The organism is Streptomyces sp. CB02366 (genome assembly GCF_001905905.1).
GTDB lineage: Bacteria > Actinomycetota > Actinomycetes > Streptomycetales > Streptomycetaceae > Streptomyces.
Window position 1 is genome coordinate 1 of sequence record NZ_LIVT01000034.1, and the last position, 12,684, is coordinate 12,684.

Below are 12,684 nucleotides of genomic sequence, written 5' to 3' on the forward strand. Positions count from 1 at the left end.
CTGCGGCACCGAGCCGGCGCCCGGCGTGCGGGCGGCGGCCCCGACCGGCTCGGCCGTACCGGCCCCCGACGGGGCGGAGCTGGAAGCGCGGGCGGCGGCCCTGCAGACCGAGGTGGAGCACGTGTGGGTGACCGAGGCAGCCGGTGTCCAGGAGCCGGCGGATCTCTGCCACGGTGAGCGGGACGAGGGCTGATCCGTTTCTGCAGCCCCTTTTACGGCCTCGACGGCGGCCTGGGCGGCGAGTGCGGTCAGGACGGCGTGGGCGAGCATGGCGAGGGTGATGTGCCGGTACCAGCCGGGGTAGCGGCGGACCTCGTACTCGTCCAGGCCGCATTCGTTCTTCGCGGCCTGGAAGCATTCCTCGATCGCCCACCGGCTGCCGGCGATCCGGGCGAGTTCGTCGATCTCGATGCCGACGGGCGCGTGAGCGAGGTAGTAGGCGATCTCGCCGGGGTCGGAGAGACTGCGGCGGGCCAGCACCCAGCGGTGATGGGTCGGCGGATCCGGATCGAAGATGATGTGGGCGGGCAGTTTCGCCGCGGCCCAGTGATAGACGCGTGGGCCCTTCGCCCCGTCGCCGCAGGACAACCGCTGCCAGGCATCGGCGGGGGCTTCGTCGATGAGCTCGTCGATGCGCCAGCTCCCGGCCAGGGACTTGATCTGCTGGGTCTTGGGCACCGCCACCACGTAACCGAGGCCAAGCTGTTCGAGCAGGCGGCGGAAGTTCCAGTCCTGCCCGTACGCCTCATCCGCTGTCACCCAGGCAGCCGGTAGCCCCGCGGCCAGACAGCGGCGCACGATGTCTCTGGCCAGCTCCCCCTTGGTCGCGAAGCCCCGCTCGTCGGGGATCTTCGCCGCCCGGCAGCGGTCACGGTCCAAGGTCCAGGACTTCGGTAGATACAGCTCGCGGTCCACCAGAGCTCGACCCGAACCGGTCGCATAGGCGGCGAACACACCGATCTGGCAGTTGTCGATCTTCCCCGAGGTGCCGGTGTACTGCCTGCCGACCCCGGCCGACGTGGTGCCCTTCTTGACGAACCCGGTGTCATCGAGAATCAGCACGCCACCCGGACCGAGCCGCTCGGCCACGTAATCACGGACATCGTCACGCAGGGCGTCCGCGTCCCAGACGCTGCTGTTCAACAGCCGCTGGAAGCCGTCCGGCGTGCGGTGACCTGCCCATTCCGCGAGCTGCCAGCCGTTCTTGCGTGTCGCCCGCCCCAGCAGATCGCGGACATAGTCCCGCATCCGCCACCGCAGATCCGCCCGAGCGAACCTACCCGCCACCCGCGCGAAAACCGACTCCAACTCGGCATCCCAGCAACCGACTTCAGTCATCCCTTCCATACCAGGACAACGACAAGCGCCAGCTCAGGACACGAACCGCTGCTGGATTATTAGAGCTCGTAACACGATCATGATCCGGCCTTCTTGAGTCGTCTCCAGCAGATGAGGCTGCAGGCGAGCGAGATGAAGGCGTCGTGGAGTTCGGTCCGGCGTTCCCAGCGGATGGCGAGGCGTTTGAAGTGGTGGAGCACGGCGAAGGTCTGCTCCACCACGTAGCGGAGTTTGCCGATGCCCTTGATGTTGGGTGATCCCTTGCGGGAGATGACGGGCAGGATCCGTCGGTGACGGAGCTCGTCTCGGTGTGCGTTGGAGTCGTAGCCCTTGTCGCCGAGCAGGGCGTCGGGCCGTCGGCGGGGGCGGCCCGGACGGCCCGAGACGGGCGGGATGCCGTCGACCAGGGCGAGGGTCTGGGTGACGTCGTTGACGTTGGCCGCGGTCGTGATGACCTTGATCGGGGTGCCGCGTCCGTCGCAGATCAGGTGGTGTTTGCTGCCCGTTTTCCGCCGGTCGACCGGCGACGGGCCGGTGTCGGCGCCCCCTTTTTCGCGCGAATGTAGGAACCATCCACGCACGCCCGCGACCAGTCGAGCTCGCCAGCCACATTCAGCTCAGCGAGCAGGACCCGGTGCAGTTGGTCGAAGACTCCTGCCTTCTGCCACCGGTCCAGCCGGCGCCAGCACATCTATCCCGAGCCGAACCCCAGCTCCGAGGGCAGAAGTTGCCAGGCTATGTCGTTGCAGAGGACGAACAGGATGCCTTGCAGGCAGAGCCGATCCGACACCGGCCGCGGCCCCGGCGACCGCTCCGGCCACGGCGGCAGCCACGGCTCGATCAGTGCCCACAACTCATCGTCCACGATCCACGGTCGAGTACCCACACCCTCACGAACGGCCGAATCGTCACACCGGTCACGGCATACCAGCCAACATCAACAAGATCGTGTTACGAGCTCATAGTGGTGGAGAACCGAATCAGCCCCGCTCGCGCGGGCTCTACCCCATGGTCCTGACGAAAGTCCTCCAGCCAGCCGTGGGCCGCCGGTCCCGCCTCCAGCTCGGCCTGCAGCTGTTCTGCCTCGGCATCGTCGAGTCGGCACGGAAAGCCGCCGGCTCCCTTGGAGGCCTGGGCCGCGCTCCCGCCCTGGCGCCAGGCGGTGTGCCAGGCGTAGGCCGACTTCCGCGACACCCGTAACCTGCGGGCCACCTCCGGCGGCCGCACCCCCTGCCCGAACATCTCCGCGGCCTCAAAGCGCACCGCTTCACGCTTCACCCGCCCCGCAGCGGTCAGCCCGCCGCTATCCGCGTACCTCATGACGAGGATGTAGCACCGCCAACGCCCAATTTCACCCCACCTGTTCAACCTCAGCGGCAACTGTTCAACAGGGATCTCTATCTTTTGGCATACGGGCGCATCTACTGGAACAACGGTGCGATGAGACCTGGAGCTCCGCGGCCCGTGAGTTCGGCCTGGACTGCCGCAAGGCCGGCGAATACGCCCGTGCCGACGTCCCGCCCCTGCACCGCTGCGTCATTCTGACGGCTCACCTCCGCCGCTGCTACGCGGACTGGGCGACCGTGAACCTTTTCCATCTTGATCAGCTGGCGAGTTCGAGGGCGACGACGGCTCCGACGACGGCTGTGATGCGGGTGGTGCTGCAGCGGAGCTTCCGCAGGAGCCGCCAGGACTTGAGGATCGCCATGGCGCGTTCACCGAGGCTGCGGATCTTCGTGTGGTCCCGGTTGTGACGTCGGCGCCAGCCGCGCAGGTTTCTGCCCCGGATCGGGACACGGATCGCAGGGCCGGCACCCTGGTACGCCTTGTCGGCCCTGCACTTGATGTCGTCTGCGGCGAGGGCGGCGGGAATGCCGTGGGCCCACGCCGCGGTCAGGTCGTGGGTGGCTCCCGGCAGCGCGTCCGAGACCCAGATCAGACGTCCGGCTGGATCCGCGAGGACCTGCACGTTCATCCCGTGGTGCTTCTTCTTCCCGGAGTAGGAAGGCCGGTCGGCGGCGATGCGGTCGATCGGCAGCACGGTGCCGTCGAGGATCACGTACGCCTTCTTCCGGACGGACGTCATGGCCTGTTCCAGCGTGGGCGCGAGGGCGGCCAGGAGGTCGACGGCCTCGCGTATGTAGCGGTAGGCCGTGGCGATTCCGATGCGGAAGCCTGCGGCGAGACGGGCGTAGGTGTCACCGCAGCGCAGGTGGGCCAGGACCAGCATGGCCTGTCGGCCGCAGGTCAGGCGCCGCCAGCGCGAGCCGATCCGACGGCGGTGACCTGCGAGAACACCGGAGAGATGCCGCAGGGTGCGGCTGGACAGATCGATGCCGGACGGGTAGACAAGCACGCGAAAGCTCCTGGCGGACTGGTGATCTTGGTCGTGAACCCGTCTACCAGGAGCTTTCTTCATGCCCGCCGTCGGGGCTGCCGGTCCAACCACCCGTCAGGTTGGAAACGGCTCCGTGTCACCGAGATGATCTTCGGCTATGTAATTCTTGCCAGAGCCAATAGGCGAGTACGCCGACAACGGCAGTTGCGGCAACATCGCGTTCGAGCCCTCGCTATGAGGGGGAGGACTCCTCTGCGGTGGGTGGTGATCAGTCAGGGCGGCGGTACAACCAAGAAGCGACGGCGATGGAGCGGTCGGTGGCCACATCGCGGACCAGTATGTCCGCGCGCTCCAAGCGAGGGCTGGTGGGGTGGTGTCGGAGTCGGGTTTCGGTGCGCAGGATGGAGTCGACGTCGGCGTTGCCGAAGTAGCACATGCGCAGGTCCAGAAGGGTTCGTTGGAGGAACTCGGTTACGTTGCGGCCGAGTTGTCGCCACAGGGCGAGCTGGGCGCGTTCGGCGATAGAGAAGAACGAGGCGAAGTAGAGCAGGCCGACGCCGTTGACGTCGCAGGCGGCGTCCACCGGTTGTTCGGTGATGGCGGCCGGGGCTACCGGGAGCCAGTCCTCGAAGCCCTCCTCGGACAGGGAGCCGTCGCGGCGGGCGGTACGCCAGACGTCTTGGGCGGTGGCTCCGGTGGGAACCGGCGGCAGGCTGGAGACGCGGAAGGCGGGTGGCGGGGCGTGCAGCAAATCGGCGTTGCAGCCCTCGCTTCGGCGGGCGACCCAGGCGTTGAAGTTCTCGATGTAGAGGCTGTCTTGGCGGGGCTGGTCTGCGAGTTCGGAGGGGTGGAAGGCGGTCGGACGCTCGACGGCGCCGGGGGTCAGTCGGCGGATACGGTGTCTGGTGAGGACTGAGCTTCGGCCAGCGTCGTGGGCAGCCGAGTCCACGGAGAGCCGGTCGCCGAAGGTGAGCGATCCGGGGTGGAGGCTGCCGCGCGAGCTGATCCGGAAGTAGGCGAAGGCAAGGTAGGCGGGGCGGCCCTCGGCATCGTGGGCGGTGCAGACGTCGAAGCCGCAGAGGTCGCCGACGGTTTGCCAGGTCCAGTCGCCGGTAGTGGCGGCGAAGGCGTGGAGTGGTCCGCACATCCCGGGCAGCACGCTCAACTCCCGGTGCCGGGTGGCGGTCGGGATGCCGCCGGGGTGCGGTTCGTCCACCAGCTCGGCGCTCATACGGTGTCCCTGTCGGTTGCTGGCACCAGGGTGCCGGGGGCGGGGTGGAAGTAGGAGAGGTCGGGGCTGAGGGCCGGGGCGCGGAGGAGGGTGTCAGGCAGAGCGAAGGCGTCGACGAGGAGTTCGGCGTCGGGTAGCAGCAGTGACAGCAGGCGTTCGGCGAGTGCGTCGCAGCGGTCAGTCTGGGCGGGGGTGATAAGGCCGCGGGAGAGGAGCCGGGCTCGGTATGGGGCGGTGGCACGCAGGGCGTAGAACGCTGCGAGTTTGCGCAGTGCGCGCCGAGCTCGGGGGTTGGGGGTGCATGCGGCGATGCGGCCGAACTCCGCCAATGCGCGGGCGGTTCCGTGGGCGGCGGCGACGTCCAGAGCGGTGGTGATCTGGCTGTTCCAGACGTCGAAGAGGCTAGCGCCGGCCCGGGTGCGCCGGCGCATTTGGGCGGCGGAGCGCAGGGCGAGTTCGTGCTGATGGCTGCGGACCAGGGCCAGGTGGTAGGCCGGGTCGGTGAGGGAGCCGTGCGCGGGGAGGGGCGGCGCGGGAGTGGCGGCGAGGTCCACGATGAGTTCGTTGCCGGCCTTGGCTAGCAGCGGCAGGTTGTCGCCCTCGGCCGTGACGACGCCTTGGGCCATCGGGATGTACTCGGCGATACGGTTGGCAGCAAACATGCCCTGGGCGCCGATACGTTCGCGCAGCTGAGTGAGGGCTGCGGTGACGGTCCAGCTGCTGACGGCTTTGCATACGGCGATCTGCCGGTGTGTCTCCGGAGCCTCGGGGGCTGCCTCGTAGGTCCGCTTTGTGTCGTTGACCAGGAAGGTCATCGCATAGGTGTCGGCGAGTGCGCCGAACAGGTCTACCTGCTGACTGCGGTAGGCGAGCAGCGGCACGTCCTTGTGGGCGGGGGCGGAGGTATGCCTGCGCAGACTGTGCCGGACGGCGATGGTGCAGGCGGCGCGGGAGGCCGCGACCAGCGAGGAGGCGAGGCACAGCCGGCCGGGCTGGACGCGTTCGAGGGAGGAGAGGAAGCGACGGCGACGATTGCGGTAGGGGCTGGTGAAGACGCCGTCGGGGCTGAGTCGGCCCGCACTGCCGGCGAGCAGGGCGCGGCGCTCAAGCCGGACGCCGTCGAACCAGGTGACCCCGTTGTCGAGAGCGAGGCCTGGCTTCTCGGGGAGAGGGCGGGCGACCACGCCGGGACGCAGGCCGTTCGTGTCGCTGATCCGGACGAGGAAGGGGAAGACCCCGCAGTCCTCGCCGGAGACGATGAGGCGGGCCATCACCACCGCGATCTTCGGGATGTTCTGGACCCCGGTGTATGGCATGAACTTCTGCGCGGAGGCGTCTGGGGTGACGAGCCGGAAGCAGTTGTCGGCCGGATCGTACTCGGCACGGGTGCGCATCGCGGCGGCGTTGTTGCCGTAACCCAGTTCGGAGACCATCAGCATGCCTACCGAGCGCATGGCGGCAAGTTCGTCGATCCAGTCGTCCAGGTCGGTCCGGTCGTGGCTGTGCTGCAGGACGGTGCCCAGGCAGAGGTTGTAGTGGCTCATCAGCAGCGGCAGCGTGGTGGTGTCCAGCAGGGAGGGCCACTCGCTGAGCGCGAACATCCGTTGCGGGTCGGCCAGTACGTCGCGGGGGTCTCCGAGGCGGCTGTGCACGAAGCGACTGCGGTCGTAGGCGAGGCGACCCTGCGCGAGCGCGGTGAGGCCTTCCCGGCGTTCGAAGAGAGGGTGGGCAAGCAGATCGCGCAGCGGGCGGTGCACCGTCTCGAACCAGCCGTCGTAAACGGTGTCGCGCAGAACGCGGGTCGCGTCGGCCCGGGCGGTTGCAGTGGGGGAGGCGGGGAAGGGCATGTGGGTTCCTCGGAAGCGCGTGGGAAGGCCTATGAGGCGGTGAAGAGGAGGCAGACGTTGTGTCCGCCGAATCCGGCCGAGTTGCTGAGTGCGTGGTGTCCTGTCAGCGGGCGGGGTCCGCCTGCGGCCACATCGAGGGCGATGCCGGGGTCGAGGCGCTCGAGGTTGGCGGTGGGGGGGACCTGACCGTGCAGCAGGGCCAGGACGGTGCAGACGGCCTCGACGGCGCCGGCAGCGCCGAGGGTATGGCCGATAGTGCCCTTGACGGAGCTGACCACCGCACGGCCAGCGCCGAGGGCGTTGATCGCTCGCGCTTCGGCGGCATCATTGAACCGGGTGGAGGTGCCGTGCGCGTTAATGTAAGCTAACTCGCTTGGCGAAACGTCGGCTTGGGCGCAGGCTGCGGCCATGGCCAGGCGCAGACCGAGGCCCTCGGGGTGGGGTGTGGTGACGTGGTGCGCGTCGGCCGCGGCTCCGTAGCCGGTGAGCCAGGAGAGGACAGTCGCGCTTCGGGCGCGGGCATGTGCGGCGCTCTCTAATACCATCATCCCAGCTCCCTCGGAAATGACGAACCCCGCCCGGTCGGCGTCGAACGGGCGGGATGCCCGGTCGGCGGGGAGGTCACCCTTGTAGAGGGCTCCCATCCGCGCGAAGCCAGTGACAAAGGTCGGCGTGATGGCTGCTTCGGTGCCACCAGCGAGCACTACGTCGCAGGCACCGCTCAGGATCAGATCGCGGGCGGTGCCCAAGGCGGTGGCTCCGGATGCGCAGGCGGTGGAGGTGACCAAGTTGGGGCCGCGGGCTCCGTACTCGATGGCCAGCCTTCCGGCGACCATGTTGACCAGTGCCATGGAGTGCATCAGCGCGGAGACGCCCTGCGCACCCTGATCGAGGAAGCGCCGGTGCTGCTCCTCGGAGGTAGCTGTTCCGCCTGCGGCGGTTCCGACCACGATGCCGACCCGATCCCCGTTCCACAACGCTGGGCCGAGTCCGCTCTGTGTTACGGCCTGCTGGGCGGAGTGCAGGGCCAGCAGGGTGAAGCGGTCAAGCCGCCACGCCTCCCGGGCGCCGACCAGCTCTGCAGGGTTGAACTCCGGCACCCGGCAGGCGAGATCGGAGGCGGCCTCGGCGTCAGCGAGCTGTGGATCGTGAGCAGCGAGGCTCCGCCCTGCGAGCAGGGCGGTCCAGGCGGACGCCGTATCGAGGCCGGCAGGGACGGTGAGTCCAAGCCCGGTGACCGCGACGCCCGTGGTCACGTGGCAGCCTGTCGGCCGGCCTCGACCAGAGCGGCAACTTCCGCCAGCGTCGAGGTCTTGGTGATCGCACCGTCTGCCACGGGAAATCCGTACACACCCTGGATGATGTCGGCCATCTCGACCAAAGCGAGCGAATCGATGTCGAGGTCCTCGAAGGTGGCATCCGGCGAGAGATCCTCGGCGGGCAGGCGGAGGTGCTCGATGAGGAGCTTGTTGAAAGTCTGCTGGGCGGAATCCATGGCGAGCTCCTAGGAGGTAGGCGAGTGGGCGGCAAGTACTCGGTGGGAGGAAAGACCCACCGTCGTCAGGACCTGCCTGGCTGGCACGGGCGGCTGGTCGGTGAGCTGAGGCGGGCCCAAGGTACGGACCGGTCCCGATTTCGTCGGTGACCGTGGTGAGGACGCCCGGTGTGGCGGTGAAGGCGTCGATCACTTGGTACCTGGTGTGCGGATGTGGCGGTTGGGTCAAGAGCGTGATGCCTGTGCCGCCGAGGGCCTGACGGCAAGTCGACGTCCGGCTCCTGGTAGGCCGGACGGCGGAGGCAAGGCCCAAAATCTCTTGGCGCAGGTGCGGGATCGGGAGCGCCATCGGGTTGTCCGGGTTGCGTAGGCATCCCCGACCCGCTGTTCCCAGGGCAGGATCCCCATCGATTGGCCGGTTTCGGAGAGCCAAAGCGCGAAATGGGCCTTCCGGTCGAGCGTGGTGGCAGATCAGTTTCACTACTGCGGCGGCGAGGCGGTCGACCGGTATGAACCGGGTCCGCCCACATCATGTCCGGGAGCGCGCAGACCCGTAGGCCGCCTCCCACGGCCCGGTTCCAGACGTAACCGCCGGCCCAGGCCCCGGTGGAGATGTGGCCGCCGTCGTCTAGTGTCCTGAATCGTTAATTCGTGTGCAGTATGCGGCGAGAGTGTCGAGGATGTCGTCGGCGGTCTTCGTCCAGACGAACGGCTTGGGGTTCTTGTTCCACTCGTTGATCCAGCCGCGGATGTCCCGTTCGAGTTCGACGACGCTGCGGTGGGCCGAGCGGCGGATTTTGCGGGAGGTCAGCTCGGCGAACCAGCGCTCGACGAGGTTGAGCCAGGACGCGGAGGCGGGGGTGAAGTGCAGGTGGAAGCGGGGGTGTCGCAGCAGCCACTTCTTGACCGGCTCGGTTTTGTGGGTGGCGTAGTTGTCCAGGACCAGGTGGAGTTCGAGGTGCTTGGGGACCGCGGCGTCGATGACTTTCAGGAAGCGGGGGAACTCCTGGTGGCGGTGGCGGCGGTAGTGCTGTGCGGTGACCGAGCCGGAGGCGATGCCGAGGGCGGCGAACAGGCTGGTCGTGCCGTGCCGGACGTAGTCGTGAGTCATCTTTGTCGGCGTGGTCGGTGCCATCGGCAGGACGGGCTGGGTGCGGTCCAGGGCCTGTATCTGCGACTTCTCGTCCAGATGGGCGCGCATTAGGTTCTCCCAGAGGGAACGGTGCGGGAGCGAGGAGAGCAGAAGCGGACCTCGCAGACCAATAATGGTCCGGCCATGTGCGAACGCTCAAGCCAGGCAGCTTGGCCAGGGCCAGACGGAGGATCGTCGAGCCAGTCCCTGAAAGCGCCCAACTCCCCTGCTCTTCCTGCAGGTTGACTCGGAGGAACGATACGGCGACTCTGGGCAGTACAGATTGACGCCCGGGAATTCTTACCGAGGCGTGAGCTGGAGTGCACCGTCTTGCGGACTTCCGCAGGACTCTTGCGAACACCGATGGATGGGCACGTGACCCTGACCTTTCCGTCCCGCGTCTCAAGTGCGGTCGTAACGACCACCCGAGCCGCTGGCGAATGTCAGAGCGGTGCCCAGCGGGCCCCCTCGGGGCCAGAGGCACATCAGGCAAGGGAGGCTGAGTATCACGCCATGACGCCAACGCCAGCGATCAACAACAAACTCCGGATGCTGCTGGCTCAGACTAAGTACAGTGGCCCCGAACTCGCGCGCGACGTCAACGCCCTGGGGGCCGAGGCCGGCCTCGATCTGAACTACCAGCGGGCTTCGGTAAGCCAGTGGGCGAATGGAACCGTGCCCAGAGAACCAGTGCCCGCCCTCGTTGCCGAGGCGCTCTCGCGACGCCTGGGCCGTTCCCTCACCCCCGCTGACGTTGGCTTCCCGCACCAGCGCATGCTAGAGGCGGGCGATTACCCACGGCCACCGGCTCAGGGCAGCGTCTACCGCCTAGCCGACCTCGACGAGGTCCTGGAGGAGGGGCTCCACCAAGCACCTTGGTTCTCCCGAAAGAGAACGGCCCGGATTGGCTCGGAACACGTCAAGTGCATCGCTTTGATGACGGAACAGTTCTCCCGTGCGGACCACCGGGGCGAATCCTGCTCGTCACTGAACACCCTGACCTCCTTCTACCGTTCGGCGGTCTGCGTCTGGCTATCGGGGCCAGCCAGCGCCGCACTCCGCGCCGCGCTGATCGCGGAGGCCGCCAGGTTCGCATACATCGCCGGGTACCTCCAGGTCGACCAGCGGCAGAACGGAGCGGCGCAGCGGTGGTACCGCCAGGCTGCGCAGCTCGCGCAAGCGTGCGGGGAATCGCGGACGTTGGTGGTGACGCTCAGGGCGATGAGTGTGCAGGCCTTGGACCTCGGCCACCTGGACTACGCGGTCCGGCTCGCGGAACGGGCGGTCGGTCAGTCCCAAGGGTGCGACCCGGCGACATCGGCATTCCTCCTGGGGCAGCTGGCGCAGGCGCTGGCCGCCGCGGGGTGCCGACAGGAGGCCTTAGCCGCACTCCGGGACGCCGAGTCCCAGGTGCGGTCGACACCGGCCGTACCCACCTCCATCGGCTTCTACCACCCTGCGGGATTTGTTCACCAGCGCGCACGGACCCGCCTGCAGATGGGCGATACTAAGGGTGCAATTGCCGACCTGCAACTATCCTCAAAACTGAGGCCGGAGGCGGAGCGCCGCACTCGGGGTCTTGTGCTGGCCGAACTCGGGGAACTGCTGATGGAGCAGGGAGCGTTCGACGCGGCCTGCGAATCGTGGGGGGAGTTCATCCAGGTCCGCGCTGGTACGCAGTCCCAGCGGCTTGCCCATGCCGGGGAGAGCATGGTCAGGGCGCTGCTTCCGTACCGCAACCGCCGCTGGGCGGCACGGATCCTCGAACTGCACCGTGAGGCCAAGCTTCGCTGCGAAGCGTCAACCCCGATGCCCCGCTGACGGAGGAACGGTAGCGGGGCATCGGGATTGAATCACACCTTACGGCGTTTCCGTTTCGAGGCTCCGGCCGTGAGATAGAGGTGCGTCTCGGTGACCACCCGGTGGTTGACCACGGCGAGCGGTCCCAGCCCCGCCAACACCTCCTGTACCTCGCCCAGCGAGAGAGTACCGGGGGAGGACGTTTCGGCGTTGATCACGGTGACGGTTGAAACCTGGCGTAGCCGCTCGGCGTCCAGCTCCCGCCAGCTGCGCAGGTTGACCACCGGCTGGTTTGCACATACCTGTGGGGCGGTCCCGGCCCCTAGCTCCAGGACGAGTTCGCTCGCTGCCATGGCTCCCGCCATGGCAGCGAGATTCTCGTCGGTCCGGTAGCACCACTGGTCCGGATGCATGCCGCGGAGGCGGGGGAGGCGCGCCCGCAGGACCGCGAGGATCTCGGAGGCGGTGCGCACCGATGTGCAGGGCGCCAGCACGAAGGCCGCCGCACCGTTCGAGGGGAGCGCCATTCGCCGTGCCGTCTCCACGTCGGGCACCCGCGTCCACGACTGGGCGGTGCCGGGCCGTCCGAGGCTTTCCGATGCTGACGGGTCAGAGGGGCCGACAACCAGGACGGTGTCGCCGTCCGAAGCGAAGGCCCTCGCGGCGAAGTCGATCGAGCGCAGTTTCGGGCACGTGTGCTGACCATTTCGGGCGGGCCGCGGAATTGGGCCCGGCGCCGGTCGCCTCTGCTCCTCGCAGCCGGGGAGGACTGCCGGGACGAACAGCCGACGGGTGCGCACGGCGGCGGTCCAGTCGTGGACCGCCCGTCGGGCCTGGTCGATCCAGCGCGGCGGAGCGGCGACGGCTAAACCCAGGACTTCACCGCCAGGCATCGTGAAGGTGGTGGCGATCAGGGTTGCCGGCTCTTTCGGCAAAGCCCCGCCGATGTCCTCGTGGTCGGCCGTCCCCAGCTCGGACGGAACGCCCCCCTTCTCCAGGTGCGCCTGAAGCAAGGGTGCGGCCGGACAGCCGACTTGGCCCATGCTCGGATGCCAGAAATCGGCTAGCGTCACCGCCGCCTCGTTCAGGGCGAGCCCTGTCGGAAGCTCGCAGGTCGTCTTCGATCGCGCAACCACGGTTGCTTGTCTCCTTCTCCGAATCGAGGTCCTTACAAAACCTAGAGACAATTCGGCGCGGAAGTCCCGATCGGTTGCCCAGCTCGGAGTGAAGGAGAGGATTCCGGTCACCCACTCGTCGTGGCGTGGATCGTAGGCGATCAAATGTGACTGCTTTAGTACTCCAGCAGCGGTTCGTGTCCTGAGCTGCGTTTTCGGTAGTGGCAGTGGCGGGCGATGGCCTGGCGGCGTCTTCTCCAGGCGGACCAGTTCAGTGCGTGGGTGACGGGATCGTGGTCGGCTCGGGGATGAGGCAGGAGAGTGTCCAGGAGCCGGCGGATCTCTGCCACGGTGAGCGGGACGAGGGCTGATCCGTTTCTGCAGCCCC

General features: G+C 67.9%; 8 protein-coding genes and 4 pseudogenes. 1 reads left to right on the plus strand and 11 read right to left on the minus strand.

Features of this window, described 5'->3' with window-relative positions; genetic code table 11:
- The 9 genes and pseudogenes from AMK24_RS32120 to AMK24_RS32165 all read right to left on the minus strand — a co-directional run.
- On the minus strand, window positions 1–1,347 hold a 1,347-nt coding region (locus AMK24_RS32120), incomplete at its 3' end, for an IS701 family transposase (protein ID WP_443333919.1).
- Window positions 1,348–1,415: 68 nt separating this feature from the next.
- Window positions 1,416–2,206: pseudogene (locus AMK24_RS32925) on the minus strand (IS5 family transposase).
- Window positions 2,207–2,361: 155 nt separating this feature from the next.
- Window positions 2,362–2,658: pseudogene (locus AMK24_RS32135) on the minus strand (helix-turn-helix domain-containing protein); the annotation flags it as partial.
- Between the two features lie 283 nt (window positions 2,659–2,941).
- Entirely contained in the window at window positions 2,942–3,694 is a 753-nt protein-coding gene (locus tag AMK24_RS32140) for an IS5/IS1182 family transposase (RefSeq protein WP_073772407.1), read from the minus strand.
- Between the two features lie 250 nt (window positions 3,695–3,944).
- Window positions 3,945–4,907 carry an LnmK family bifunctional acyltransferase/decarboxylase gene (locus tag AMK24_RS32145; protein ID WP_073772408.1) on the minus strand — a complete coding sequence of 321 codons (963 nt, stop codon included), beginning with the start codon at window positions 4,905–4,907 and terminating at the stop codon, window positions 3,945–3,947.
- Window positions 4,904–6,754: an acyl-CoA dehydrogenase family protein gene (locus AMK24_RS32150; protein ID WP_073772409.1), complete on the minus strand. Its 1,851-nt coding sequence runs from the start codon at window positions 6,752–6,754 to the stop codon at window positions 4,904–4,906. The genes AMK24_RS32145 and AMK24_RS32150 overlap by 4 nt, the downstream gene beginning before the upstream one ends.
- Before the next feature lie 29 nt (window positions 6,755–6,783).
- A complete protein-coding gene (locus tag AMK24_RS32155; RefSeq protein WP_073772410.1) occupies window positions 6,784–8,010 on the minus strand; it encodes a beta-ketoacyl-[acyl-carrier-protein] synthase family protein in 1,227 nt (408 codons plus the stop codon).
- Window positions 8,007–8,249 carry an acyl carrier protein gene (locus tag AMK24_RS32160; protein WP_073772411.1) on the minus strand — a complete coding sequence of 81 codons (243 nt, stop codon included), beginning with the start codon at window positions 8,247–8,249 and terminating at the stop codon, window positions 8,007–8,009. The genes AMK24_RS32155 and AMK24_RS32160 overlap by 4 nt, the downstream gene beginning before the upstream one ends.
- 628 nt (window positions 8,250–8,877) lie before the next feature.
- Window positions 8,878–9,438: pseudogene (locus AMK24_RS32165) on the minus strand (IS630 family transposase); the annotation flags it as partial.
- Between the two features lie 456 nt (window positions 9,439–9,894).
- Between AMK24_RS32165 and AMK24_RS32170 the strand changes: the two are divergent.
- Window positions 9,895–11,202 (plus strand): hypothetical protein, encoded by a 1,308-nt coding sequence (locus tag AMK24_RS32170; protein ID WP_143203775.1) that lies wholly within the window; start codon window positions 9,895–9,897, stop codon window positions 11,200–11,202.
- 32 nt (window positions 11,203–11,234) lie between these two features.
- Here the strand turns inward: AMK24_RS32170 and AMK24_RS32175 are convergent, their stop codons facing one another.
- Window positions 11,235–12,461, minus strand: a complete 1,227-nt coding sequence (locus AMK24_RS32175) for a hypothetical protein (RefSeq protein WP_143203776.1) — start codon at window positions 12,459–12,461, stop codon at window positions 11,235–11,237.
- A gap of 11 nt (window positions 12,462–12,472) precedes the next feature.
- Window positions 12,473–12,684 (minus strand): annotated as a pseudogene (locus tag AMK24_RS34460) (hypothetical protein); the annotation flags it as partial.

Excerpts from the sequence above, each read along its gene's own strand:
- AMK24_RS32170 (WP_143203775.1), top strand. The coding sequence starts at position 9,895 with ATGACGCCAACGCCAGCGATCAACAACAAACTCCGGATGCTGCTGGCT.
- AMK24_RS32145 (WP_073772408.1), bottom strand. The coding sequence starts at position 4,907 with ATGAGCGCCGAGCTGGTGGACGAACCGCACCCCGGCGGCATCCCGACC.
- AMK24_RS32150 (WP_073772409.1), bottom strand. The coding sequence starts at position 6,754 with ATGCCCTTCCCCGCCTCCCCCACTGCAACCGCCCGGGCCGACGCGACC.
- AMK24_RS32160 (WP_073772411.1), bottom strand. The coding sequence starts at position 8,249 with ATGGATTCCGCCCAGCAGACTTTCAACAAGCTCCTCATCGAGCACCTC.